Here is a 26,803-nt window from a genome sequence, read left to right on the forward strand (position 1 = left end):
TCCTCCATTTCATTTTTTTATTTTTATGCTTGAAATACTTTTTTAAGCGTTTCGCTTAATGTTGCGACTCCAATAACTTCAATACCCACAGGAGCCTTCCACCCACCTAGATTATTTTTTGGCAAATAGACTTTCGTAAATCCTAATTTTTGAACCTCTTTGACACGTTGTTCAATATGACTCACACGTCGGATCTCACCAGTAAGCCCAATTTCGCCAATAAAACATTCTGTTGGTTGTGTTCCTTTTTCTTTATAACTTGATGCAATACTTACCGCAATCGCTAAATCAATTGCTGGTTCATTTAATTTTACTCCACCAGCCGCTTTTAAGTAAGCATCTTGATTTTGTAACAGCAATCCTGCTCGTTTTTCCAAAACTGCCATAATCAAAGAAACACGATTAAAATCTAGACCTGTAGTCGTGCGTTTCGCATTTCCAAACATGGTTGGTGTAACTAAAGCTTGGATTTCTACTAAAATTGGACGAGTACCTTCCATTGCAACAACAATTGCTGAGCCAGTTGCGCCATCTAAACGTTCTTCCAAAAAGATTTGAGAAGGATTAGATACTTCTTCTAGTCCATGTTCACGCATTTCAAAAATACCAATCTCATTCGTTGAACCAAAACGATTTTTCACCGCACGTAAAATTCGGAAACTGTGATGCTTTTCTCCTTCAAAATACAAAACAGTATCCACCATATGCTCCAACATTCTTGGTCCCGCAATCGAGCCTTCTTTAGTAACATGTCCAACAATAAAAATAGCAATACCATTAGTCTTCGCAATTTTCAACAATTCAGCAGTTGTTTCCCTTACCTGGCTAACACTACCAGCCGCACTTGTAATATCTGGTTGAGTCATTGTTTGAATCGAGTCGATAATAACATAGTCTGGTTTCAGCTGTTCAATTGCATGACTAATTTCATTCATATCTGTTTCAGCATATAAATAAAATTCGGTATCGATGTTTCCTAATCGTTCCGCACGAAGCTTAATTTGTTCCGCACTTTCTTCACCAGAAACATATAAAACTTTTCCCCCAATAGCTGCTAATTGCTGAGATACCTGTAAAAGCAACGTTGACTTCCCAATCCCCGGATCTCCACCAATCAATACCATTGAGCCTGGAACTACCCCACCCCCAAGTACACGGTTTAACTCTGTTAACTTTGTTTGTACACGAGGCTCTTTTTTAGGGACTACTTCGTCGATTTTGGTAGGCTTTGCTCGTTCACCAGTTAAACTGGTGCGTACTCGACGATCACTTGTATCTTGTTCAATCTCTTCGACCATCGTATTCCATTTTCCACAATTTGGGCAACGTCCCAAAAATTTAGGCGACACATAACCACAATTTTGACAAACAAATTGTGTCTTTGATTTTTTTGCCATTGTCTCGCCTCCTTTAAATAGCTAATAAATTCTGGCCAATTTAGTTTTTATTCGAAGAACCAAACCCGCCTTCTCGACTTGTTGTTGTTTCATCTTGATCTGCCTTTAAAAACGGCAAGAAAATGCCTTGACCAATTCGTTCACCTTTTTTAATCATCACATCTTTAAAACCAAAATTAGTAAACTGGAACATAATGTGTCCCTCATTATCTGGATTATTGTAGTAATCACTATCAATGACCCCAACACCATTTGTTAAAACCAAAAACCGTTTTAAAGGATTACTTGAACGATTAGCTAATTGTAAAAATTCATCTTCTCCCATATAGGATTTGATACCTGTTGGCACCAAAGTAGGTTTTAATTGTTTTTCATCAATTGCTGTTGCTTCTTCTCCCATTGATTTTATCAATGTAGTAAGTCCATTTTTTATACCTGACTTCCAAATACTTGGAATAATAATATCTGCCGCAGCTTCAAAATCATATCCTGCAGCGTGGTGTGTTGCTCTTTTTGGTAAATTGATTTCTTGACTCGCATAGTTAGAAACAACTTCAAAACCTCTTTTTTTCACGAATCTTCCCCCTAGAATAAACTATGTTTTATTTTACCATATTCACACTACCAAAGGCCTTTCTTTGCAAAATCTTCAAGAAATTCTGTTATCCTGTAGAAAAGTTTTCAAAGATAGACCTTTTTTTCTTCTTAATTGAAAAAAACTTCTTCTTTTAAACATGACTTTAGACACTAAAACAAGTAGAATAGAAAAAAATTACATACAAAATTTATTCAAATAATTATTAGAGGTGTCTCATGCGCAAAGAACTAACTCAAGCAAAACGAATTATCATCAAGGTAGGAACAAGCACATTGATTTATCCGAATGGAAAAGTAAATCTCGCTGCGATTGATCAACTTGCTTTTGTTTTAACCGATTTACGCAATCGCGGAAAAGAAATCATTTTGGTTTCCTCTGGTGCTGTCGGGGTCGGAATGACAAAAATGAATCTGAATCAAAGACCACAAACGATTCCTGAACAACAAGCAATCGCCGCGATTGGTCAAGGTGAGTTGATAAATATTTATAATCAACGGTTTGCAACTTACGGTCAGCAAACTGCACAAGTTTTAGTAACACGTGACGTAATCGATTTTCCAGAAAGCAGAAAAAACGTAACCAATACTTTAGAGCAGCTTCTCGCTCTTGGTGCAATCCCCATTGTAAATGAAAACGACACCGTTGCAGTCGATGAGTTAGATCATTCGACAAAATTTGGAGACAATGACCAACTTTCTGCAATCGTAACTCAATTAGTTACGGCGGATTTATTGATTGTCTTATCTGATATTGATGGCTTTTATTCTGACAATCCCTCAACTAACGCTCAAGCTGAACTGTACTCATTGGTCACAGAAATCAATGACGATTTAATGGCAAAAGCTGGTGGTGCGGGAAGTACATTTGGAACAGGTGGTATGCACAGCAAATTACAAGCTGCAAAACGAATTTTTGATGCAAACCGCTCTATGGTCCTTGCAAACGGGAAAAATCCAGCAATCATTTTTGATATTTTAGCCGGTAAAGAAATCGGTACTTTTTTCAAGCACAACTAAAAGACCTTTTGATGAGAGAACTCGACCCACTTTTATAAAAACAAAGGAGGATTTATGATGATCGATTTAAGACAGCTCGGAGAAAATGCTAAAAGCAGTGCTACTACTTTAGCTTTAATGAGTACAACGGATAAAAATGACTTGTTACTTAAAATGGCGGATGCGATTGAAGAAAATCAAGTGGCTATTCTCGAAGCAAACAAAGAAGACTTGACTCATGCAACACAAAATAAAATTAGCGAGACGATGCAAGACCGATTAAGACTCACATCTGAACGAATTCATTCAATGGCAGAGGAAATGAGAAAGGTTGCCCAACTGGACGATCCAATCGGAAAAGTTGATCATATGTGGAAAAATGAGGACGGCTTGCTGATTGGAAAAAAACGCGTGCCTCTTGGTGTTATTGGAATTATTTATGAATCACGACCAAATGTCACAACAGATGCTGCCAGCTTAGCTTTCAAATCTGGAAATGCAGTTATCTTACGTGGTGGAAAAGAAGCCTTTGTTTCCAATCAAAAACTGGTAGAAATCCTACAACAAGTTTTGGTGGACAATGGACATTCTCCTTACGCAATTCAATTTGTGACAGACACTTCTCACGAGGTTGCTGATCAACTGATGAAACTGACTGATTATTTAGATGTTTTAATTCCTCGTGGGGGAGCAAGTTTAATCCAACGAGTCAAAGCTCATGCAACTGTTCCAATTATCGAAACTGGTACAGGAAACAATCATATTTATATTGATAAAGACGCACAATTAGAAATGGCAAAAAAAATTATCGTCAATGCAAAAGCTTCTCGTCCTTCTGTTTGTAATGCTGCTGAAACTTTATTGATTCATGCAGAAGTCGCACCTTTTTTCTTGCCAGTAATTGAAAAAGCATTAGTCGACAGTGGCGTTGTATTACGCGCAGATCAACGCTCCCTAGAATATTTAGAAACGGCATCTTTAGCAACAGACGAAGATTGGGATACAGAATATCTTGATTATGTTTTAGCAGTAAAAATCGTCGACTCAATCGACGAAGCCATCACCCATATCAACCGCCACAACACAAAACATTCGGAAGCAATCGTTACAGACAGCTATGCTGCTAGTCAAATGTTTTTAAATCAAGTAGATGCCGCAGCAGTCTATGTTAATGCGTCTACCCGATTTACTGATGGTGCTGTTTTTGGATTTGGTGCTGAGATTGGTATCTCCACGCAAAAATTACACGCAAGAGGACCAATGGGACTTAATGAACTAACTACAACAAAATATATCATTTATGGCGAAGGCCAAGTCCGTGAGTAACAGCTAATTTGTTTCACAAGAAACATTTGTTATCATATGTTGTTTCCTCTCACTATAAGTTATGCAAAAAAGTTAAATTATTTTTTAATGATTCAACTAATAGAAAGGTATTCTCATGTTTGAAATTTTAACCGTCTTTTTAGTCTATTTATTTTCCCTAAACATTGCCGCTTTTTTTGGAGTAGCTTTACTAACACTTTTCTTTCAGATAAAAAAAAGAAGTCAAGGCATGCAGCGAGAAAAATGGACAAAGTATTTTGAAAAAATCGGCCCAAAAGGATTACTAATCCGGCTTTATGTAAGCTATATGTTAGCCTTGAGTTTATTAGCAGCGATTAATTACGTATCATTTTTTAATTATTCGCTACCATATACATTCACACTTTTAATTGCAGGTTTTTTCCATTTAACTTACAAATATCAATTGAATAAAGATCATTTGAAACACACATTTCATTAAATAGGGGCTAGAACAAAATTAGCCCAAATAAAAAAAGCCTAAAATTCGTTTTTGAAAACGTTGATTTAGGCTTTTTTATTGAAAACTAGATTACGAACGACTGGATTTTTAGTTTTGTTCCACTCCCTAATTTGATTAACTCCAATGATTTTCTGAATCTGTCTCAGAACTTCCTTCATTAATTGAAAAACCATCAAATGTCTCTCCGTCGTAATATCGAAGCAACTCATCAACAGATAAGTTCATCGTCTTTTCTTTTTCTTCTTCCAATTCTTCCAGCATCTCTGTACGATACGCTTGATAAATCGTTGCTAATTTTTGTTGCATGACTTTTCTAGACTCACCTTGTGCATTGATTGTCGGTAATTCTTTAAGATAGCCTCGATACACTGGTCGTCCATCAATCAATTCAATGGGTAATTCAACTAGCGTTAGCCCCACTTCACGAAAATCTTCTTCAAACATTTTTTCTTCACTCCTCGCTATTTCCCAACTAAACCTGATACATTAATAGATAACACTAATTTAGGAGGATAACTATGACTCCTATCTTATTTCTTTTATTGCTACCTGTTAGCTACTGGTTCAATAAGAGAAAAAATATTTACATTAGATTTAATTTCCATCTTATATTTTTATTTAACCTTTTAGAGTTGGCATTTGTTCTGCCTTTAATGAATTAGCGCATGTGGTTGCTATTATCTTCTCTCACTTCTCTTTTAAATACTATCATCGCTAGCTTTTATCCTTTGATTTTAGCGGATATTATTCTTTTTTACTAGTGGCTCAAACGAGCTGGCTATAGTATTTGAGTAAGAATACTCAATTTGCGTAGCTGGATTTATCTAGGTATTGCTTCGTTATTTACTTTGATTCAAGGTACAGATCAGCGCAGCAAGAAAATAAAAAAAATCCTAGAAACTTTATAACGAAGCATCTAGAATCTTTTTCATTTTTATTTCTGATTTCCTTCTTTTGTTACAAAATATTGTCGATGATAAACAATAAATCCTAAACTTAACAAAACAATAATTGCTGCAAAATAAAACGAATATTTTTCATCAAAGATTTCTCCTATTTTCCCCGCAATGAATGGTGCCAAAGCTCCCCCAAAAAAGCGGACAAAACTATAACTAGAAGAAGCCACATTTCTCTCCAAACCTGGAATTTCCATCGCAATAGTTGTTAACAATGTATTGATGATTCCTTGGAAAAATCCTGCTAACACAATACTGATTGGTACAAGTATCGGAATTGATGTTCCCAAACCAAGTAGGATCAAACAAAATGTAAAGAAAACAAAAGCAGTCATGATTGTACGGTACGTTGTATACTTTCTTTCTAAAAATGGTGCTACAAAAATGGAAGAAATTGCCAACAACACACCCCAACCAAAAAAGACAAATCCCACTTGCATCTCAGTATAACCAGTTAACAGAAAGGGCGCATATGCCAGCAAAGTAAAAAAGCCAAAATTGTATAGTAATGCAATTAAACCAACTGAACGTAATTTATGATTAGCTAAAGCTTTCACTCCTTCTAAAAAGTGAACCTTACGTTTCGGTTTTTCAATTTCAGGCAATAAAATAGCCAATGCAACAAAAGCACACAACATTAAAAAGGCGACACCAAAGAATGGGTATCTCCATGATCCACTTCCTAGTACGCCACCTAACAACGGACCAATTGCCATTCCGCAGCCAATCGCAGCTTCATACATCATGATTGCTTTCTCTGTGTTTCCTACCAAAATACTAACAATTGTTGCTAACGCTGTTGAAACAAACAGTGCATTACCGATCCCCCAACCAGCACGTAAGCCAATCAATAAACCAATATTATTCGATAATCCACCTAGTCCGGCAAATAACACAATAATCAACAAGCCCATCATCAATGTTTTTTTCAAACCAATTCTGCTAGATAAAAATCCCGTAAATAACATGACTACACCTGTTACTAACATATAACTCGTAAATAAAAGCGTGGTTTCTGCAGGCGTCGCATTTAATTGTAAAGCAATTGTTTTTAAAATGGGATCAACTAATCCTACTCCCATAAAAGCAATCATACAGGTTGCAGCCACAACCAATGCTGAATTTTTCTCGGAAGTTTGTTCTTCCAGTTCAATTTTATTCTCCAAATTTATCATTCCCCTCTACCTAGCATCATACATAACTAAAATTACATGTCAATATGCACATGTAATTTGAGTATATTTTTTATGATATAATAAAAAAAAACGGAGAAAGGAGTATTACTCAGTGAATACTTTATCTTATATTCTATTGTGTGTTCTTTTAACAAAGCCACGATCTGGCTATGAGTTAAAACAATTGATTAATATTTTCTGGGAGGCACACCATAGTCAAATTTACACAACTTTAGCGAAACTCGAGCAACAAGGTTACTTGTCTATCTTAGATAACGAGCAACATTCACAGAAAAAAATTTATGAGCTAACGAATGAAGGACGTTTACTCGTTGAAGAATGGATTAAGGAAGAGACACCCTCACCAACACAAAAAGACGAATTTTTAGCAAAAATCTATGCCTTTTCTACATTAGATAAAAACACAGCAAATGGTTTGCTATTTACACGTGAACAACAATTGAATAAAATACTTCAAAAAAACCAAGCCAAATTAGATGGCCTTACCTCAACGAAAAAAGAAGACTTTGGACGCTATGTCGTCATCAAACGAAAAGTTCTTCTTTGCCAACAAGAAATTTTATGGTGCCAACAGGTAAGAGATCAAATGCAAGCTTTCTTTGAATAAAAATAGAGTGTGTCACCTGTTGAGATGACACACTCTATTTTTATTTTGTTTGGATGATGTTCAATACTTTTCGAGAAAAAGGTCCTACGAAAAGGAGTTGTAAAGGTAAAGCTACAATGACATTCATTTTCCAAGCGTTCAGATACGCCGGTAATAAATTATCCGAGATTCCTTGTTCCATTATTACACCAAAAAGTGACATACAAGTAACCATGCCAGTGACCATTAAACAAGAAATTGTTAAGATAATAGGTACTTTTTTTTCTGGATTCAGTGGCAGTTTAAATGCAATTTTTTTTGCTAAAACACCGATGACAAAAACATCTAATATGAAGGCAACAATAAATCCTGGAAGTAGCCCTATCATAAATTTTGTCAAGTAAAGCTCCTGATGTAACCATAAATTATAGATGCTCATTCCAAAAACCATTGAAAAGCACATCATCGTAGTAAAAATAATTCCTTCTTTTTTATTTGTAGGCACTCAAATCATTCCTTTCATTTTGTCACGAGGATTATCGTAGCACAGACAAAAAATTCTCGTAAGCATTTATTTTATTTATCATAAAATAAATAAATCTTGACTTGAGTACTTAAAAAATGGGAATTTATTTGAAAGTAGTTAGTTTGTCAGCAGCTAAGCGAACAGACTCATACCCTTCTTCTACTGCTTTTCCGATGGATAAAATGATTACTGGTACGTATCTTTCTTTCTCCAAATCAAAAGCTTCTGCTAGTTGGTCTGCTTCAAATCCACCAATTGGATTCGTTTCGTACCCGTGTTCACGTGCGACCAACATGAATTGCATTGCAGCAAGACTAGAATCAACTTTGACTATATCGTTCATTTCTGATTTAGAAAATGATTTGTAGTAAGGAATGATTGCTGCCAATTGATGATCACGAACTTCTTTTGGCATCTTGCCAGCTTCATATGCTTGATTGTAGATTTCTTCACCATATTCATAACATTCTAGATCACCAAAAATCATCACCATAGCTGAAGATGTATCATTTTGTTTTGTATTGAAACGAATCAGTGGACGCAATTTTTCTTTTGCTTCGTCACTTTCTGCAACAACAAAACGCCATGGTTGCATGTTCACTGAAGAAGGAGCTGTGGTTGCTTTCTGAATCATGGTTAACATTTCTTCATGGGGGATTTTATAAGTTTCATCGTACACTCGGACGGATTTTCTGCCATACATAATTGTTGAAAAATCTTTTGCTTTTTCCATTTTATTCCACTTCTTTCGTTTTGATTGCTGATAATTGCGTATTTAATTTATTAAGCAACACTAATAGCTGTGACATTTCTTCTGGTTCAAATGCCGGCGATAAAATGCTAGCCATATCCGTGTGCTCTCTTTCGCAGTTTGAAAGTTTCTCTTCTGCTTTAGCGGTGAGGGTAACAACTACCTCACGATTATTTAAAGGATTTCGTTGTCGTGTAACGTAACCCTTTGTTTCTAATAATTTCAGGTGCCTAGTTACCGCTCCTTGATCGATTTGTAAGAATGATTGTAGCGTATTTTGTGAACAAGGATTCTTTTCTCTTAAAAGCGTTAATAATTCATAACGCGTCAAACTCAATCCAATATTCTCTTCAAAAATTTGAATAATCTTTTGATCTGCTACTTTAATTTGATATAAAACATGACTAATTTCTTCTAAAGACATCTGCTCCTCCTCACACTAACCATTGACTTGTCAATCGTTGACTCGTCAATAATAAAGTGATTTGTTGAGAAACGCAAGAATTTTTGCTTGTTAAATAATTTTTTTATTAGCGATTCAAGATGTAACCACTAATATTTTTTAATAATGTATATGAACAAGTTAATAACTTAGTGATATTTTTGACAAGAGGGTATTAGCTTACTGCACAAAAAAACTAGCCAACAACGTAAGAAAGTTAGTTAGCTAGTTCGTTAATTAAATTAATTCAGCAATCAATAATTTGGCAACTGCTCGCACAGAAAACGGATTTTGTCCTGTTATCATTCGATCATCTTTGATTGCATATTCACGATAAAATCTTTTCTTCTTGAAATGGCCGCCACGTTTTTCGACCGCCACTTGGTTCAAAAATGGGACAACAGATTTTTTCCCTGCGATGATTTCTTCAGTCGTAGTAAATCCAGTAATATTTTTACCTTCAATCAAATAGTTACCACTCTTATCTTTATATTCAATAGTCCTGCTACCCCATGACACACAGAAACCAGATACCCATTGTTATCATAAATAGTAGACGCAAGATTTTGAATTGACAAATCATCCGGAAAATCCCACATCACACCATGTCCTCCAGTATAATAAATCGCAGCATAGTCAGCCGGATTCACTTGGTCTGGACGCAAAGTGTCCGTCAATCCGCTATGAATAAAATCAGGATCTTCATAAATTTCAAGAATTGATTCATCTATGTATTTCATACTGCGTGGATCAAGCGGGACAAATCCACCTTTTGGGCTAACAAAATCGACTTCAATCCCAGCATTTTTCATTTCAGCCACAAATTCAACCGCTTCACCCAACCACAATCCAGTTGGCTCCGTTGTCCCCTGATAATGAGTAACATTTGTTTCAACAATCAAGACTTTTTTCACGTTAATCAACCTCTGCGATAATTTGACTCACGTCAACTAATAATTTTTGTAGTTTATTGATTTCAGCGGTTTCGTGTGTTAGATAATAGAAGTTTTTCGTTCCTTCACTACGATAATCAATAATTTTTGCCTCTTTTAAAATTTTTAAATGATGCGATACTGCTGGACGGGATAAATTCGTTATTTCAGTTAACTCATTCACTCTTACACCTTGGCAAGCACGATCTTCTAGCAATCTAATGATAATTGCCTGGCGTTTTTCATCACCCAAAGCGATTAAAAAATCACTCACTTCTGAGAATTCTTGTTTTAAATTCGTAAAATCAGGCATCTTGCATTCTCCGTTCATATTTTTAAACCATTAAACCATCAAAGTAGTCTTCTTGTCAAATTAGTTATCCTTTTTCCAGTGATGACGCATCTTTTTCACCCTCCCCTGAAATTATCGACCAGAAATCAGAAAATTTCTCTATATACTTAAGGTATCAAGTAAATAATTACAGGAGGAAACAAGATGAAATGGTATAAACTTTCAACTGAACAAGTGAAGCAAAAAACGCGTGCTGAAACAGCTGGACTGACACAACAGGAACGTCAAGCTCGTTTAGAAACTGATGGATTAAATAAAATTGAAAAGCAAGAACAATTGAAGCCATGGCAAAAGTTTGCGAAACATTTTACGGATTTATTGATGATTGTCTTGATGATTGCCGCATTACTCAAGTTTTTCACCGGAGATATCATTGGCGGGAGTATTATTTTGTTAGTAGTCGTTATCAATGGGTTGATTAGTTACTGGCAAGAAAGAAAAGCTGAAGACTCTTTAGATGGGCTCAGAAATATGATGGGACAAGAATCAGTCGTCCTTAGTGCTGGTATTCAAGAAACGATTGATGCGGAACAACTCGTCCGAGGAGATATTGTTATCCTAAAGTCAGGAGATGTTGTCCCGGCAGATCTACGTTTGATTGACACACACGATTTAACCATTGAAGAAGCTATTTTGACCGGGGAATCTTTAGCCGTTGAAAAGCAAAGTGCCACGATTGAAGAAACATCGCCAACAGGAGATCAAGTGAATATGGCATTTTCTGGCACATTAGTTCAAACAGGCTCTGCCCAAGGTATCGTTGTCGAAATTGGAAATCAAACTGAGATTGGGAAAATCAACAAGGCACTTCAGTCTGTACAAGTGCAGACAACCCCTCTTATTAAAAAAATGCACCAATTAAATAAATACATTTTTCAAGGCATTTTGGCCCTGATCGTATTCTTACTTTTCTTTTCTAGTTTAAGATACGGACTGGAATTGAATCTGATGTTCTCTGCTTCAGTTGCACTGATTGTCTCAATGATTCCAGAAGGATTACCCGCTGTCTTAACAATGATCCTTTCAATGGGCGTCAAAGAAATGGCAAAAGAAAATGCTATCATCAAAGGCATGCCAACAATTGAAACACTAGGTTCGATGACCGTCATTTGCTCCGATAAAACAGGAACATTGACCAAAAACGAAATGACCGTGATGGACGTCTTAACTGATGAACCACAAATGATGAAAGAGATCATGAACAACTGTCAAGAATTAAAGACTAAAGACGATCAACCAATCGAGCAATTAAAAGGGAACCCAACAGAATTAGCCTTACTAAACTACGTCAAAAATGATGAGTTAACTTTAAAACCAGTTCTAGGCAAGATTCCTTTTAGCTCAAGTTACAAATACATGGCCACTGCACATTCTATCGACAAGCAATTTCTTGTTTTCATCAAAGGCGCACCAGAAGTTTTGATGAAAAAATCACAATTAACTGAACAAGAAAAATTAAATTGGGAAAAACAATCTACACAATTAGCAGAAAAAGGCCAACGAGTTCTTGGTTTCGCCTACAAGACCTTCACAGAGCCTACAGAATTAACCCATGAGCTTTTAACCAATCTGAACTTCGTTGGTTTATCTGGTATCATTGATCCTCCAAAAGAGAGTGCGATCCAAGCCGTCAAAGAAGCTCAGCAAGCTGGAATTTCAGTCAAAATGATCACAGGAGATCACAAAGAAACAGCTAAAGCCATTGGCATTCAAATTGGATTGAAGCACACAGAAAATGTGTTAGAAGGTGTCGACATCGATTTGTTATCAGATGAAGAACTTGCTAAACAAGTCCAAAAAGTTGATGTTTTTGCTCGAACAACGCCTGAACATAAGTTACGAATCGTCACAACTTTACAAAAAAATGACGAAATTGTTGGGATGACTGGTGATGGTGTCAATGATGCGCCAGCACTAAAGAAAGCAGATGTTGGAATCGCTATGGGAATCAAAGGTAGTGAGGTCAGCAAACAAGCCGCAGACATGGTTTTAGCTGATGATGACTTCCATACGATTGCTAAAGCAGTCAAAGAAGGACGCAGACTCTTTGATAATTTGCAAAAAACAATCAATTTCTTCTTACCCACCGCATTAGCACAAGGGCTAATCGTGATTGTTGCTTTATTGTTGAACCGTCCACTTCCCCTAACTACTGTTCAAATTTTGTGGGTCAATATGGCTACGACCATTACACTTTCCTACGCTTTAGGATTTGAAAAAGCAAGTCCAAACGTGATGAAGCGCCCTCCTAGAGAAACAAATGCTGGCATCTTGTCACTGTATAATGTCTTTCGGATATTCTACGTATCCTTGTTAATCATGGTGCCTGCCTACCTCTTATCCATTCAGTTCGATGGCGCTGCATTACAACAAACTGTCTTGTTACAAAGCATCGTTTTAGGTCAAGCAGTCTACATGATTAATTGTCGCGAATTACTTGATCCTTCACTCAACCAAGGCATCTGGAAAAACAAAGCCCTGTTTATTTCACTAGGCATCTTGTTCATCCTTCAAGCAATCGTGATTTTCTTACCAGCTGCTCAACAATTGATTGGCACAACTAGCTTATCCCTTAACCAACAATTATTGATTTTTGGCAACGCATTGGCTCTGTTTTTCATCGTTGAGCTTGAGAAAAAAATCAGTAAAAATTTTTTAAGCAAAAAAAAAGCACCTAACCATGAGTCTGTCTCCTAAGAGAAGACCTGGCTAGATGTAAGAATGATTCGTGAGTTCAGTCAACCGACTGAGCTCATTTTTTGTAGGTATCAATGAAAGATAAAAAACCGGTAACGGAGAACTATCAATTGGGATATTTGAAACAATCAAATCACCGGCTTGATACGTGAGCTCATTTAATTGAGTCAATTCAATTGGTTCAATGCGAATCCGTTTGCCTAAATAATCAGACAACTCTTGTTGTAAAAATAATTTCCAAGCAGGTTCACTTTGAAAAATAAGATAAATAGTTATGGTGTGTGTTTTGATTGAGAAAATTGCTTGCTGGCACAACAAAAGAAAAATATTCACAAAATATGCTTGCTCTTTAATCGATGCGACTTTCAATAATTCTTGAAATAGTTCTTCCCCTATCATTTGGACGATGGGATATGCTTCATTTTGTTGAATCAACAGTTCTTGATACTCTAATTGAAACTGCTCTGAAAGACTGGGTGACTCAGCGTATTTCAATAATAGGATCAATAAATTACACTTCAAGTGTGTCTCGTGTAATTTGGGAAGATTGAGTTTTTCAGCCAATTTTTGAACCGTTTCTTGTGCTTTCTCAAGTAAGTTAGGATAGTCAGTATTTAAAACAGTCTTCACTTCTTCACCAAATTCATTGTTATAATTCCAGCTTTCAAAAAAACAGAAGAAAGCAAAAAACAGTTCTGATTCTTCAAGATAAATGCCTTCTTTTTTATACAATTTTTTTAATGATGGGACATATAAACATAACAGTGGATCCTTCTGATTAAATGAAAATTGGTTGATCTGGCAACCCGCCTTGATTCTGATCGTATTGATAAAGAACCAGCAAATGCCAAATATCTGTTCTGTTTCAACTTTCAGTTTAGTTGAGATATCTTTCGCTAAAAAGTATTGATAATGATCTTCGTGAATAAAATAGTCTTCAAAAAAATAATTATTATGGGTAAATGGCAAAAGTAATCTATGATAAAAAATCCGAATTGAGCTTTCTTCTCCAACTAGCTGTGCTGTTCCGCCTTTTAAACGAATGCGAATATGATAATTTTTTAGTTTCTGATTGACCTTTGTGGTGTGGCGTTTGAGTGTTTCCATTGAGATTCCTGTGTTATACAAAAAATCGGATAAATTTAATTCCTTTGTAAAGAGTAGCTCCTTGACTAATTGAAGAGTAATCGAGTGTGGCAAGAAGACTTCCCAAATATCATTTGTTGCAACTGTAATTTCACTAATCAATTTGATGCCATTATTGTCTGTAGCTATTTCCCAACCAGAAGGTAAATAACTACGAACGGAATTCAAATCTGAAAAAACGGTTCGTTCCGTCGTTTCGATTTTTTCGGCTAACTCTTTGACTGTAACTTGTGAATTATTAAGAAGTTGTTCCAACAATAACACCTGTCGATATAAATCTTTTTCTGTTATAAATTGTTTCACTAATGAGTACATACGGAGCCCCCTTTCCAAAAAATAATCAGCTCGTAAAAATTGGTGTGACAAATTTTTTATGTGTAAACCAACTGAAAAAATAGTTATTTCATCTTTTTGATCTATATCCATACTTTAATTAAATGATTGAATTTTGATTCGATATTCCCTGATTTGTAGCAGTTTCATGGTTTCCGACATCGTTTTCATTACTTTACTAAGTATAATTTTAAATAAATAAAATGGAAAGACTTAACTTGGTAAGGGATAAACTAAATTTGAATTTTGGTAGTTAATTAGTACTTACTTTCCAGAATAACTTTCATTACAAGCAACATTCATAAAAAATAATCCTTCCAAAAACTTGGAAAGTGCCATGAAAAAATAGAATGGAATGGTACTCGATTGCCTTAAAAGTCTCTGTCCCATACTATATTCGTAAGTGAATGAATTCGCAACGACTCTAGCAGTTAAAGACGGGTTCTATTAAAATCCATGAGATGATATACTATTTATATTTAATACGTACGATAATTAAGCATGAAACGTTTTTAATGATAATAATGAATTTAGGGGTGATCATTTGGCTATATATATCTTAGAAGACAATATTGTTCAGGGTATCTATTTAAAGCAAATTCTTGAAAAAAAGATACTTGATCCTCATGAACAAATTCATCTTCATTCAGACATCGAAAGCATATATGAAAAAGTATATTTAAACAGTGAAATGAACCTGTATTTCATTGACATTGATCTACACAAAGAAATCGAAGGCGGTTTTAATGGTGCGAAAAAAATTAGAGAAATTGATAAAGATGGGCTAATCGTTTTTGTTTCAAGTCACTATGAACTTGCCTTGAAATCATACAAATATCTCGTAAATGCTTATACATTCATCAATAAAAATGATGATTTAGAGACATTTACAACTGAGATTGCTAACTGTGTTTCAGCATATAATAACTCAAAAGCATTAACTAATACCTCTGATTTCATCTCAATAGAAACCAAATCAAATATATTTAGACTCGATCCTTCTCTTATATGCTATTTTGAAAGTATCGGAATGCACAAAATTGCTATCTACGGTATATCTTTCTATAAGGAGTTTTATGGTTCGTTAAGTGAGATATTACCGTTACATCAAAGTTTTAAAAGAGTACATCATTCTTATATTGTTAACATAAATAATATTACTGATATCGATCGTAAAAATAAACTTATTAAAACCAAAAGTAGGAACCAAATTCCTATTTCTAGAAAATATTATAAAGAGATCACACAGTTAATACTGTGATGTTAGGAGTGTTTAATGGTCAAATAGGACGATCATCTTAAAATGGGGAAAATTTGGGTTATTATATTTTTTATATGGAGGGATTAAGTTTTAATGGTAAACTACATCGCACAAAAAATTTTCCTTATTTCAGTAGATGATAACGACGAAAGATCAATTTACACTCGATATTATATTGAATGCTATTTAGTAGGGTTACAGAAGCTTTGCGAAATAATCATATTGGCTGCTTTATTTAAGACTTTCAAAGAAACCATTATTGTAGGCTTTTTAATGACAGTAACGCGCAAATATTCAAAAGGTTGGCATTCAAAATCTAAACTGGGTTGCTCCGTTTTAAATGCACTTTTTTATGTAGTTATTCCCTATTTTATTGGAAAAATGAATTTCCAAATTTCTTATTTTGCTTTAGCAATAATAGGGATTGTAGTCTTAGTGCTAACTGCTATTTATGCCCCACAGTTTAACGCTGCAGAAATGAAAACGACAAAAGAAAAAAATTTGAATACAAAAGTTAAAGCGATCAGTGTAAATTTAGGCATTTTCATCATTTCCATCTTTTGTCCTAATGAAATTCAAAATCTTCTTGTTTACACATTAGTATTACAATCGTTAATGATTTATCCTCCATTAAAAAAATTTATTACAGGAGATGCTTACAAATGAAAAGTTTAAAATCTTACTTCAAAGAAAAAATTGAAAAGAAAGTGGATGCAGCTGTGTTAGCTGAAAAGGGAGCGATTGATGTTACTGCTATTACATCACCTAAATTTATGGGGCAATGGTTTTATGAAGTAGAAAAACCTAAAATAAAAAAATGATTATTTTCTACTTAATTGGGGCATTTTTATCCAGTTACTTTGTTACCTCTTTATACTTTTTTCTGTTAGGAAGTTCTCAAACTAAATTTAAACATAAGGCAATTTCAGCTATACTGATCTTTATTTTTCTTTTTGTAATTGGCTCCTCCTCTTTCCCTCAATTTCAGTATATTTTTGTTATTGCAATTTTAGTTCTGATTGGTTTTTATTTAAAAAAACAGGAAAAGAAAACTTTAGTCATATTTTTAAGTATATTTACTGTATTGATTTCGGCCTTTTTGAATTTCACCGAACAATCTATCAACACAATCATCTTTAGGAATTATTCAAAAGAAGAACTAATAGTCTCTGTTTTAAACATCATTTTTCTTACTTTTAATATATTTATAATCAGGGTAGCAAAGCCAGACAAAGTCGCTTCAATGCGAGATTATTTACGACCCAATAAGTATCTTATCCCAATGATACTTATAAATATATTCTTGCTCGTATTGTTTTCTGAATTGACAACAAGTTATGCTCCAATAGAATTTATCCAAGATTTATTTTTGAATGACAAGGGACTAATGTACTTGTTCTTTTCACTTGGATTATTTACACTTTTGGTACTTATCCAATTTGGAAAACATCACACAGAGAACGAACAGAATATCTTACTTTTGAGAAATCTAAGTGACTACAATAACGAGATTGAGCGTTTAAATGATGATTTAGCAATGTTTCGGCATGATTATTTAAATATACTCCACACACTTAGAATAGCTATTGCTAATGAGGATCTGGCGCAAATTAAGGATACTTATGAGCATGTGCTGGCACCTACAGAAAAGTTCCTTTTAAATATAAGTAAACAAAATACAGCTCTTTCAAAAATTAAAAATATTGAAATAAAAAGCTTAGTTAGTTATAAATATGAGTATGCAAAAAGAAGGAACCTATCCGTTTTTCTCTCAATCAATCAGCCAATATTTTTTGATCAAACAGTTGACTTAGTCATGTTAGTACGTATTTTATCTATTCTATTAGATAATGCGATTGAAAATACGATCCCTACTGAAGATAAATCACTTTGGATATCTATCAATAAAGATATCAATAGCACTAATTTTATTATTGAAAACTCTTTTGAAGGAACCTTCCCTGAAATGAACAAAAAGAAAGAACGATATACTACAAAAAGCGATAAAAACAATCATGGACTAGGACTACTTTATGTAAATCAAATAACTAAAGAAAACGATAACTACGATTTAGAAACAACCATTGAAAACCAAATTTTCTCTCAAAAATTAACCATAAAAATATAAAAAAAGAGATTGTGAATGCAACGCCCCTAAAAGTTAGACTAAAACCTAACTTTTTTGAAGGATGCAGAATATTCACAGCCTCTTTTTTATATTCTATTTACTAAACCATTCATAGCATACATTACCATTGAGATAACCAATATGATTAAAAATCCTTTTCTATCTTTTGAAAGAATGTAATAAATAATACTATTTAAAAGTAAAACGATTGCTGGGGTACTCAATAAAACTAGTGAGTTAGTAACGTCAATAAACATTGAAACAAATAAAAATATCACTCCAACAATACTCATCGAAAGCGTCACTGAAGGAAAGATTTTAGTTAGATTCTCTTTTGAAGTGTTAAAAAGTTTAAGTCCCATAAAATAAATTACAGTTTGAAAAAAAAGTAAAACAAAACCAAACAAAAAGATTGCAATTCCACAAATTATTAGCAATTTACTAGCAGGTATTCCCGTTTCGTGAACAGCTATATCAAATACAGGTTTGAATATCGGTTTCGTAATTAGCTCTATTAACATCAACATCAATACAATTGAGTAGAAAACTGACATAATCACTTTAAAAAATATATTGTCTTTCATTGATTTACTATTCCTTCTTTCGTTAGCTCAATTTTTTTGTAAGAATTTATATTATCAAAGTTATGAGATACTATAATTACTGGACATTTTTTAGTTTTTAGTTGCTCAAGTATAACTTTCTTAGATTGTGGATCAATTCCAGATAATGTTTCATCAAGTACGATCAATCCCCACTCTTTGGCTGCATATAGTAGTGATAAACCAACCTTTAATTTCATTCCTAAAGAAGCTAAAGCATACTCAGTATCAAGCTGTTCTTTACTATATAAAGTTTCTGAAAGCAATTCAAGAATTTCATCTGTGCATCGCTCCCCATATAACCAGTAAAGCAATTTAATGTTATCTCTGATTGACATATCAGACATTCCTATTCCTACCGCTTCTAAATATAAGGAAGATAATCCTGACTCGTTTTTTATTTCTCCTGAATCTGGGGATTCTATCCCTGTTAATAAATTCATTAACGTAGTTTTTCCTACTCCGTTTTTTCCGTATAGCACGTAAATTTCATCCTTTAAAGTATAATTCAGCTCATTGAGAATTTGATTATTTGTATATTTTTTTTTCAAGCTTTTTATTTCTATCATTAGAATACCCCTTCTACTATTGCAGCAATTAAAATAACTAATAATGAAGCTAAATATACTTTTCGAAGCTTCATAAAAGTTGGTACTAAAGTTTTCCAGCCTTTAAAAAATAATTGATAAAACATGGTTATAGACAAAAATTGAAAACAAAGAATATTTGGTATCTCCAAAAATCCATGAGGAAATAAATTTTTTAATGTTTGAATCACCCCAAAATTGATTGCAGATTGCGCAATAGGTACAGAAAGAAGGATATCGTCTTTAATAATTAATGCCGGAGCAACTGGAAAAAATAAATACTGTAAGTAATTTAGTAGATTGTTGACAAAGATGGCCTCAACGTATTCTATCCCTTTTACAGGAGGGGTTGAGACTAACTCTTCAGTTTGTAAAATTCCACTATATTGGTAAAACAAGAATAGAATTAGAAAAATAAAAATTGAAACCACAAAAAATAGTATTACCCGTTTCTTTATATTAATGTTTACATCTAAAGTATCTATAAGAATTCCTCCCCATCCTAAAAAATAAAGAAAGTGAAGATAATCGTAATCGGCAAAAATTCACGCAAAACTGAATTTATATGAGATCTTGTCATCAATTCTCTTTCCAAAAAGAACAAATAATACATGGACATTAACGGTATGTAGATAGTCTCAACGATACTCGGAATAATAAACTCAATAAAATTTCGAGAGTAAAAATAATTTGCAATCAAAATAATAAAAATAGTGAACATTGACAGTTTAAAATATAGAGTTGAAACAAATCTTTTAAAAAATGAAATTTTTGCAGATTTTAGAGCTTTAATTTTTGCTAATGGTACTTCGAAATCTTCTAGCTGATTATCAATTACAATTTCGTATTGGACAAGTAACATTAAAATAAAAGTAATTGCAGGGGAAAACGAAGCACCTAATTTATGAGCGATTAATGGCGCAATCACCCCTGGCACCAGCATGAATATCTTTTGCTTCTTATCACTGAATATTACGTTGTATAACATCGTTTTTAAGACAGAACGACTAGTACTATTTTTAGATTTAGTTACTTTTTGAAAATAAAAATCGTTAGGATTCCTAAAAAACAAATAACCAATTATTGACAATAAAAGATAAAGCACATATTTAATAATAAGATTCATCTGCAAAATAGTTGTAGCTAAAAAAAAGACTAATTGAAGTGTTGTGACTGCCTTTCCTCTTCTTGACATAACTATTTCTGCAATCAACACTTGAATTGATAAAATGAATAGAAAAAATAGATCAATCGAATGAATAAAATTACCTTGAATAAAACTAGCACATACAGAAGAAGCAAAAAACAGAACGCCTACTAAAATAAAAGGATTATAATAAAGGATTAACCATAAAAGAAATCTCTTTTTTCCATGATTATTCGCTAATACTACCCTGAATTTTTTCATGTTGAAGACATCACTAGTCAAAGGCAAATTATAATTTAGTAGCAAGACGAAAACACTGAATGAAAATATGACATTAGAAAAAACGGAATCAAAAAATCCCAATAGTAGTGCTGAAATAAGGTAAACACTCGAAGCGACAAAAAATAATGATTTTGTTGACCATGGCCAATTTATTCGTTTCCGATATTGCGCTAAAAGAAGTTTTTTTGGGAAAATTAAAGGCGACTTGATAGTCGCCTTTAATACGTTTTTACCAAGCTGCTGCATATTTAGCTCCATATTTTTTAATCAATGATTTCGCTGTAGCAACAATCCCAGCTGTAATCAAGCCGCCTCCAACAACAGCAGTGACAAGAGCAATGATTGTAGCGACTGCGCTACCAGTATTAATTATGTCAATAACTTTTTTTGCTGCATAAGAAGAGATCCCAAGGTTAGCAGTTAGCATTGGTGCACCCACAAATAATCCTACGATACCTACAATTGGTAAAACTAATAATAAATTCTTTTTCATAATACTTCCTCCATGTTTTATTGTTTAAAAACTGTTACTACCACCACTGAATAAATCACCTAGCTATCCATAAATAGGTGAGAAAGCAGGTTCATCATCTCCTTGAAGCTATTTTCTTATATTGATCAATTAATAAGATATTTTTAGTTTATTCGTTGAAAAGTTCCATGTTTTAGAAATTACCTAAATAACAGTTTAAAGTGCCTAATTGGTAAAGTATCCTAATTTCTAGCAATCTACAGCCGTACTAAAAAACACGATAGCCTATTAGCACGTACTAGGTGCTTTTAGACTCAATCTCATCCTTTCTCATTGGATGATCTCATGCTTAATTGTGTACTTATCCATAAACTATTATTTGTTTTCTTTAAAAAAAGACTTTTTTATGAAAAACAGATCACGCTTGGCTCAACAAGACTTTACAAAATTCTAAAGATGGAAAATTTCTCAAGTTAGTTCAAAAATGTACAAAAACCGTGTAGTGAGAATTGCACAGTTCAGTCTACGAAGATGAAAGTTTTTGGAAAGAGGCTCACTGTTCTACAATTTTCGTGAAATAACGTATCTCATTTGTTAGATCCTCAATTTTTGTTGGACGAGCAGAACTAGTTTTTCACTGATTAGACGAAAAAGGTGATAATTAGAAGCAAGTTGCCTCTAACCTATAGATTCGAAGTCGTAATAAATAAAAAAAAGACACCTTCCAAAAATTGGAAAGTGTCTGAAATGTTGATATATAAGATATATTAACGTTTTGAGATGTGACTCGTACTTATTACAAGTACTTCTATCAATAGAAATCCAATTATATCAACATTACAAACATCTAAAAAACAGTTTGATATGGATAAAATAGGATTAATATTGATATTACTTGAACCAATTTGAACCAAAGATGAATGGTAGTTGAATACAATTTTCTTACTAGTTTATCAATCTTTTTTAGAGTTATTCCTCCCCTCTTATTTATTTGAGACCGTATTGATGGCTGGATAGCTGTCTAATAGGGGTTTCAAGGCCAGAATTAGCTAAGCTACTAGATTCTCGAATAATTGTATAAGCCGGTCACACCTACTTAAATGTGATTGAGAAGGTCAAATATAGGGTCAAAAAATACTCGTCAGTATGTCAGATAGATAAATCCAATTTTACGCCAAAAGCAGATCCTTTTCTCTTAAAATAGTAAGAGCCATCGAAGATTTATGTTTCACTTCGCACGGCTTTTACTTTAATTTTCCAATTTATCAAAAGGACATTTTACGTCTTTTTATCTTTTACCGAGATAGATGACAGTTGCTACTTAATCTAGCAAATTCGCTACACGACTTTTTATATCATCTCTAATTTCTCTGAATTTATTAATGATTTCTTCTTCTGTTCCAGTTGCTTTGGCTGGATCTTCCAAATCCCAATGAACATGCTTAATCCCTTTTGGAATTACTGGACATTTATCTTTGGCATCGCCACATAGCGTAATAATTAGGTCTGCTTGATTAAAATAATCCATATCGATCAAATCAGATGTTTGCGTAGAGATATCTATCCCTTCCTCAGCCATTACTTGAACGGCTCTAGGATTTAACCCATGTTGTTCAATGCCGGCGCTTTTAATTTCAAATTCATCTGTTGGCAAAATCGCTTTCCCATAGCCTTCTGCAATTTGACTACGACAAGAATTGCCTGTACATAAAAAGTAAATTTTTCTCATTATTATTTCCTCCGATATCAGACAATTCTGATGGATTTTGAATGAACCATTTTTTTTGTGCGATTAGATATTTTAACTAACAGTAACATGACTGGCACTTCAACTAAGATGCCAACTGCCGGCGCTTATGTAAAAATATAGATAATCATCTATGTTTTGTCAAATGCTTCTGTCTTTCAGTTCAAATTAATTAGTTTATTATTTGCATTCGATTCAATCTAATTTGAAAATCACTACTTATATAGATGCATCCATACAATCTATATAACTCCTCACATATTCAAATTAAAATTTGATTATTCTATTAATCTATGATACACTACATTCAAATATCCATTAGAATAAAGGAGGAGCTGTATGAAAAACGAAATTTGTGAAATCTCATGTGTTCATGAAGATAAAGTTTTACTAGGAAAAGAAAAGTTACAAACTGAGGATATTTCGAGCTTAAAAAGTGTCTTCAAAATTTTAGCTGATGAGAATCGCTTAAAAATTATCTACGCCCTAAGTTATGAGGATGAATTATGTGTATGTGATATCGCAGCAACTATCGAGGCAACCGTGGCAACAACCTCACACCATTTATTATCATTGAAAAAAAATGGAATTGTTGTGAGTCGGAAAGTAGGGAAATTGGTTTATTACTCTATCAAGAATGATAAATTTGTCCAACTACTAAATTCCAAACTGTATTTAGAAGATGAGGTGCTAGTATGAGTGAAAAAAAACAAGTCTATCGGGTTGAAGGATTGAGCTGTACGAATTGTGCGGCAAAATTCGAAAAAAATGTTTCTCAAATACCAAAAGTTACCGATGCAAAAGTAAATTTCGGTGCCGGAAAAATCTCTATCGAAGGCGAAGCGACTATTGCGGAAATTGAAGCTGCAGGAGCTTTTGAGAATCTTAAAGTTCAGTCCGAACATGATACAGAACCTCGCATTGAAACAAAAGAGCCTTTTGTGAAAAGAAACTGGAACCTATTGGTTTCACTGTTTTTAATTATTTTGGCATTAGGATCTCAAGTAGTTAACGGTGAAGATGCGCTATTAACAGAAGGATTATTTATACTAGCGATTATTATCGGCGGATTTAGTTTGTTTAAAGAAGGATTTTCAGACCTATTAAAATTGAATTTCTCAATGGAATCTCTTATGACAATTGCAATCATTGGTGCTGCAATTATTGGCGAGTGGACTGAGGGCTCAATCGTTGTTATCTTATTTGCAATTAGCGAAGCTTTAGAACGGTTTTCAATGGATAAAGCAAGACAATCAATACGTTCCCTAATGGATATTGCTCCGAAAGAAGCATTAATTAGAAGAAATAATGTTGAACAAATGATTAATGTTTCAAAAATCGAAGTAGGCGATATTATGATCATTAAGCCTGGACAAAAAATTGCTATGGATGGTCAAGTCATTAAAGGCCATTCCTCAGTAAATCAGGCTGCGATTACCGGTGAATCTGTCCCTATTGAAAAAAATATTAATGATGATATCTTTGCAGGAACGATTAATGAAGAAGGTGCACTTGAAGTCAAAGTTACAAAGCATGTGAACGACACGACAATTGCCAAAATTATTCACCTAGTTGAAGAAGCACAAGGTGAACGAGCACCTGCTCAAGCATTTGTCGATAAATTTGCGAAATATTATACACCCACCATTATGGTGATTGCCGCATTAATCGTCATCGTTCCCCCATTATTTTTTAACGGAGATTGGAATACTTGGTTGTATCAAGGGCTCTCTTTATTAGTTGTTGGCTGTCCTTGTTCTTTAGTAATCTCAACACCTGTGTCTATCGTTTCAGCAATTGGAAACTCTGCTAAAAATGGTGTTTTGGTAAAAGGCGGTATTTATCTTGAAGAAATTGGTGGCCTCAAGGCGATTGCCTTTGACAAAACAGGAACATTGACTAAAGGAACACCAACGGTAACAGATTTCACTACAGTTGATTCAAAAGACGAAGAGAAATATTTCTCAATTATTACAGCATTAGAATCATATTCTCAACACCCTCTCGCGTCAGCAATCTTAAAAGAAGCTGATAATAGAGCGATTTCTTATAAATCAGTAGTTGTTGACGAGTTTACTTCAATTACTGGAAAAGGAATACAAGGAAACATTGAGGGGATTACCTATCTTGTAGGGAGTCCAAAGCTTTTTGAATCTATCTTAACAGATAACTCAAAGATTATTGAAAATTACCAAAGACTTCAGCAACAAGGAAAAACAGCAATGCTCTTAGGAACAGATAAACAAATTTTAGCAGTCATTGCAGTAGCTGATGAGTTAAGAGAATCAAGTAAAGCAGTCATTGAAAAATTACATGATTTAGGAATCGAGCATACGATAATGCTGACTGGTGATAATGCTACAACTGCTCAGTCAATCGGAAAACAAACAGGTGTAACTGAAATAAAAGGCGATTTGATGCCTCAAGATAAATTAGATTATATTAAATCACTTAAGGAAACCTATGGAAAAGTCGCCATGGTTGGTGATGGTATTAATGACGCACCAGCATTAGCTGCCTCAACAGTCGGTATCGCAATGGGTGGCGCTGGAACAGATACAGCTTTAGAAACAGCTGATGTAGCTTTAATGGGTGATGACTTACAGAAACTTCCCTTTATAGTTAAATTAAGTCGACAAACATTGAGAATCATTAAGCAAAATATTACCTTCTCATTGGGAATCAAACTATTAGCATTATTACTTGTAGTTCCAGGCTGGTTAACGTTATGGATTGCTATCTTAGCTGATATGGGAGCAACTATATTAGTTACCTTGAATGGCTTACGACTGATGAAAGTTAAATCTAAATAGACAAGTAGTAGCATAAAAAGAGGAAAGACTAGCGACGGCAGCGCCGTATAAGCTAGTCTTTCCTCTTTTTAATGCTGTTGCAGGACGGCGTAGCCGGACTGCATGGGCAAGCCCCTCTTTCTAACAGGGGGCTAACAAAGAACAGGAAACTGTGACAACTACCCATTTGGGAGTGTCCTAGCAGTGTTTTCTTTGTCACATGCTTATCAATCTTGTCACCTTATTTTGATTGCGGATACGCTGCATTTAACAGGCGTTCTTTCTCGATTTCCATTGCGAATGGAAGATAGAGGTATTGTTGTTCTAATAGGTATAGATTATCTTCTGTGTATTGATAGGAGGCTGTTTCTTTTGAATAGACTAATGGGGCGATTCGAACATCGCCGGTCAATTGATTGATCGAGTATAGAAGAATGACTTTTTCACCTAGTTCCTTGGGCAAATGTTTCCCAAAATAGGAATAGGATTCTTGATTTGCTAAATAGACGAGTAAGCGATCCACACTAAAGTTGGAAAAGGTAAAGGGCAGAATGTGCAGAATGTGATTTTGATTATCATGGTGTAAATAGAGTTGAGCTTCTTTACCAAATTTAGTTGAACCAAGGTAAAGCTGCTTTTTCTCATCGATACATTGATAAGTAAATTGGTCTTGTTCCGTTGGTGGAATGAGGTTTATAATAAAAAATTCAATCATCCGATCCATTTCTTTTTCACTAACAAGACCGGCTTGTTTCAGTTCGTCTACTATTAGCCCTTCAATCTTAGGATCAAGCTTACCTGCCTTCTTTTGAAGCATTTCTAAAATGTATTGGTTTTCTTGAGTACCATACAAAAGATATTCGTTGGTGACATGGCCTATTTCTGCAATTTGGTGAAGGGTTTCGGTTTTTGGAAGGTTAATCCCACGTTCCCAGTTATTGACTGTACTTCGTGGTAAATCACCAATTAGTTTGCCAAATTTCTCCATACTCAACTTTAACTCTTGACGAATCTGCCGAATTCGATTGCCCACTGCTTGCTTGTCTATCTCCATGAAAACTCCTCCTCATG

27 protein-coding genes and 1 pseudogene are annotated in these 26,803 nt (G+C 34.2%); 11 read left to right on the forward strand and 17 right to left on the reverse strand.

Features of this window, described 5'->3' with window-relative positions:
• Positions 1–23 precede the first annotated feature (23 nt).
• Positions 24–1,397, reverse strand: coding sequence for a DNA repair protein RadA (radA, locus tag IGJ93_RS12200; protein ID WP_067484585.1), 1,374 nt, complete (start codon positions 1,395–1,397; stop codon positions 24–26).
• 40 nt (positions 1,398–1,437) lie between these two features.
• Entirely contained in the window at positions 1,438–1,971 is a 534-nt protein-coding gene (locus tag IGJ93_RS12205; protein ID WP_071869011.1) for a dUTP diphosphatase, read from the reverse strand.
• 239 nt (positions 1,972–2,210) lie between these two features.
• Between IGJ93_RS12205 and proB the strand changes: the two genes are divergently transcribed.
• The 3 genes from proB to IGJ93_RS12220 all read left to right on the forward strand — a co-directional run bounded on the left by proB (position 2,211) and on the right by IGJ93_RS12220 (position 4,776).
• Positions 2,211–3,011, forward strand: a complete 801-nt coding sequence (proB, locus tag IGJ93_RS12210; RefSeq protein ID WP_067484580.1) for a glutamate 5-kinase — start codon at positions 2,211–2,213, stop codon at positions 3,009–3,011.
• Positions 3,012–3,068: 57 nt separating this feature from the next.
• Positions 3,069–4,316, forward strand: a complete 1,248-nt coding sequence (locus tag IGJ93_RS12215) for a glutamate-5-semialdehyde dehydrogenase (RefSeq protein ID WP_086270514.1) — start codon at positions 3,069–3,071, stop codon at positions 4,314–4,316.
• Positions 4,317–4,431: 115 nt separating this feature from the next.
• Positions 4,432–4,776, forward strand: a complete 345-nt coding sequence (locus tag IGJ93_RS12220) for a hypothetical protein (RefSeq protein WP_067484577.1) — start codon at positions 4,432–4,434, stop codon at positions 4,774–4,776.
• Positions 4,777–4,911: 135 nt separating this feature from the next.
• Here IGJ93_RS12220 and IGJ93_RS12225 read toward each other — a convergent pair whose 3' ends face one another.
• On the reverse strand, positions 4,912–5,241 hold the full coding sequence (locus tag IGJ93_RS12225) for a hypothetical protein (protein WP_067484575.1): 330 nt from the start codon (positions 5,239–5,241) through the stop codon (positions 4,912–4,914).
• A gap of 490 nt (positions 5,242–5,731) precedes the next feature.
• On the reverse strand, positions 5,732–6,928 hold the full coding sequence (locus tag IGJ93_RS12230) for an MFS transporter (protein ID WP_218657995.1): 1,197 nt from the start codon (positions 6,926–6,928) through the stop codon (positions 5,732–5,734).
• A 112-nt stretch (positions 6,929–7,040) separates the two neighbouring features.
• Between IGJ93_RS12230 and IGJ93_RS12235 the strand changes: the two genes are divergently transcribed.
• Positions 7,041–7,556 (forward strand): PadR family transcriptional regulator, encoded by a 516-nt coding sequence (locus IGJ93_RS12235; protein WP_071869008.1) that lies wholly within the window; start codon positions 7,041–7,043, stop codon positions 7,554–7,556.
• A gap of 40 nt (positions 7,557–7,596) precedes the next feature.
• Here IGJ93_RS12235 and IGJ93_RS12240 read toward each other — a convergent pair whose 3' ends face one another.
• The 5 genes and pseudogenes from IGJ93_RS12240 to IGJ93_RS12260 all read right to left on the reverse strand — a co-directional run bounded on the left by IGJ93_RS12240 (position 7,597) and on the right by IGJ93_RS12260 (position 10,499).
• The gene (locus IGJ93_RS12240; RefSeq protein WP_067484568.1) at positions 7,597–8,040 is read right to left on the reverse strand and encodes a DUF2798 domain-containing protein; all 444 of its coding nucleotides are present in this window, start codon (positions 8,038–8,040) and stop codon (positions 7,597–7,599) included.
• A gap of 124 nt (positions 8,041–8,164) precedes the next feature.
• On the reverse strand, positions 8,165–8,794 hold the full coding sequence (locus IGJ93_RS12245) for a nitroreductase family protein (protein WP_067484565.1): 630 nt from the start codon (positions 8,792–8,794) through the stop codon (positions 8,165–8,167).
• 1 nt (position 8,795) lies between these two features.
• The gene (locus IGJ93_RS12250) at positions 8,796–9,236 is read right to left on the reverse strand and encodes a MarR family winged helix-turn-helix transcriptional regulator (RefSeq protein ID WP_067484562.1); all 441 of its coding nucleotides are present in this window, start codon (positions 9,234–9,236) and stop codon (positions 8,796–8,798) included.
• Positions 9,237–9,491: 255 nt separating this feature from the next.
• Positions 9,492–10,168 (reverse strand): annotated as a pseudogene (locus tag IGJ93_RS12255) (type 1 glutamine amidotransferase domain-containing protein).
• 1 nt (position 10,169) lies between these two features.
• Entirely contained in the window at positions 10,170–10,499 is a 330-nt protein-coding gene (locus IGJ93_RS12260; RefSeq protein WP_071869005.1) for an ArsR/SmtB family transcription factor, read from the reverse strand.
• A gap of 183 nt (positions 10,500–10,682) precedes the next feature.
• Between IGJ93_RS12260 and IGJ93_RS12265 the strand changes: the two genes are divergently transcribed.
• Positions 10,683–13,235, forward strand: coding sequence for an HAD-IC family P-type ATPase (locus IGJ93_RS12265; protein WP_071869004.1), 2,553 nt, complete (start codon positions 10,683–10,685; stop codon positions 13,233–13,235).
• A gap of 12 nt (positions 13,236–13,247) precedes the next feature.
• On the opposite strand, the gene IGJ93_RS12270 is transcribed toward IGJ93_RS12265, so the two are convergent.
• Positions 13,248–14,696 (reverse strand): helix-turn-helix domain-containing protein, encoded by a 1,449-nt coding sequence (locus IGJ93_RS12270; RefSeq protein ID WP_067484550.1) that lies wholly within the window; start codon positions 14,694–14,696, stop codon positions 13,248–13,250.
• A gap of 562 nt (positions 14,697–15,258) precedes the next feature.
• Here IGJ93_RS12270 and IGJ93_RS12275 point away from each other — a divergent pair.
• The 4 genes from IGJ93_RS12275 to IGJ93_RS12290 all read left to right on the forward strand — a co-directional run bounded on the left by IGJ93_RS12275 (position 15,259) and on the right by IGJ93_RS12290 (position 18,103).
• Entirely contained in the window at positions 15,259–15,975 is a 717-nt protein-coding gene (locus IGJ93_RS12275; RefSeq protein ID WP_067484549.1) for a LytR/AlgR family response regulator transcription factor, read from the forward strand.
• 93 nt (positions 15,976–16,068) lie between these two features.
• The gene (locus tag IGJ93_RS12280) at positions 16,069–16,641 is read left to right on the forward strand and encodes an accessory gene regulator B family protein (RefSeq protein WP_067484547.1); all 573 of its coding nucleotides are present in this window, start codon (positions 16,069–16,071) and stop codon (positions 16,639–16,641) included.
• On the forward strand, positions 16,638–16,796 hold the full coding sequence (locus IGJ93_RS12285) for a hypothetical protein (RefSeq protein ID WP_157495874.1): 159 nt from the start codon (positions 16,638–16,640) through the stop codon (positions 16,794–16,796). The genes IGJ93_RS12280 and IGJ93_RS12285 overlap by 4 nt, the downstream gene beginning before the upstream one ends.
• Entirely contained in the window at positions 16,793–18,103 is a 1,311-nt protein-coding gene (locus IGJ93_RS12290; RefSeq protein WP_231885453.1) for a GHKL domain-containing protein, read from the forward strand. Before IGJ93_RS12285 ends, IGJ93_RS12290 begins: the two co-directional genes overlap by 4 nt.
• 86 nt (positions 18,104–18,189) lie before the next feature.
• On the opposite strand, the gene IGJ93_RS12295 is transcribed toward IGJ93_RS12290, so the two are convergent.
• From IGJ93_RS12295 to arsC, 6 genes are all read right to left on the reverse strand, one after another.
• On the reverse strand, positions 18,190–18,687 hold the full coding sequence (locus IGJ93_RS12295) for a hypothetical protein (protein ID WP_430596958.1): 498 nt from the start codon (positions 18,685–18,687) through the stop codon (positions 18,190–18,192).
• Positions 18,684–19,274, reverse strand: a complete 591-nt coding sequence (locus IGJ93_RS12300) for an ATP-binding cassette domain-containing protein (protein WP_071869002.1) — start codon at positions 19,272–19,274, stop codon at positions 18,684–18,686. Before IGJ93_RS12300 ends, IGJ93_RS12295 begins: the two co-directional genes overlap by 4 nt.
• Positions 19,274–19,723: a hypothetical protein gene (locus tag IGJ93_RS12305; protein ID WP_067484538.1), complete on the reverse strand. Its 450-nt coding sequence runs from the start codon at positions 19,721–19,723 to the stop codon at positions 19,274–19,276. The genes IGJ93_RS12300 and IGJ93_RS12305 overlap by 1 nt, the downstream gene beginning before the upstream one ends.
• A 71-nt stretch (positions 19,724–19,794) precedes the next feature.
• Positions 19,795–20,967: a hypothetical protein gene (locus IGJ93_RS12310; protein ID WP_176694881.1), complete on the reverse strand. Its 1,173-nt coding sequence runs from the start codon at positions 20,965–20,967 to the stop codon at positions 19,795–19,797.
• Positions 20,951–21,214, reverse strand: a complete 264-nt coding sequence (locus IGJ93_RS12315) for an uberolysin/carnocyclin family circular bacteriocin (protein ID WP_067484535.1) — start codon at positions 21,212–21,214, stop codon at positions 20,951–20,953. The genes IGJ93_RS12310 and IGJ93_RS12315 overlap by 17 nt, the downstream gene beginning before the upstream one ends.
• 1,300 nt (positions 21,215–22,514) lie before the next feature.
• The gene (arsC, locus tag IGJ93_RS12320; protein ID WP_002372037.1) at positions 22,515–22,922 is read right to left on the reverse strand and encodes an arsenate reductase (thioredoxin); all 408 of its coding nucleotides are present in this window, start codon (positions 22,920–22,922) and stop codon (positions 22,515–22,517) included.
• 357 nt (positions 22,923–23,279) lie between these two features.
• On the opposite strand from arsC, the gene cadC reads away from it, so the two are divergent.
• Both cadC and cadA read left to right on the forward strand, forming a co-directional pair.
• Positions 23,280–23,639, forward strand: a complete 360-nt coding sequence (cadC, locus tag IGJ93_RS12325; protein ID WP_002372035.1) for a Cd(II)-sensing metalloregulatory transcriptional repressor CadC — start codon at positions 23,280–23,282, stop codon at positions 23,637–23,639.
• The gene (gene cadA / locus IGJ93_RS12330; protein WP_002372033.1) at positions 23,636–25,753 is read left to right on the forward strand and encodes a cadmium-translocating P-type ATPase CadA; all 2,118 of its coding nucleotides are present in this window, start codon (positions 23,636–23,638) and stop codon (positions 25,751–25,753) included. Before cadC ends, cadA begins: the two co-directional genes overlap by 4 nt.
• Before the next feature lie 220 nt (positions 25,754–25,973).
• Here cadA and IGJ93_RS12335 read toward each other — a convergent pair whose 3' ends face one another.
• A complete protein-coding gene (locus IGJ93_RS12335) occupies positions 25,974–26,786 on the reverse strand; it encodes a helix-turn-helix domain-containing protein (protein WP_002406006.1) in 813 nt (270 codons plus the stop codon).
• Positions 26,787–26,803 lie beyond the last annotated feature (17 nt).

Origin of the sequence: Enterococcus sp. DIV0174, assembly GCF_050529065.1 — a bacterium.
Classification (GTDB): Bacteria; Bacillota; Bacilli; order Lactobacillales; family Enterococcaceae; genus Enterococcus_B; species Enterococcus_B thailandicus.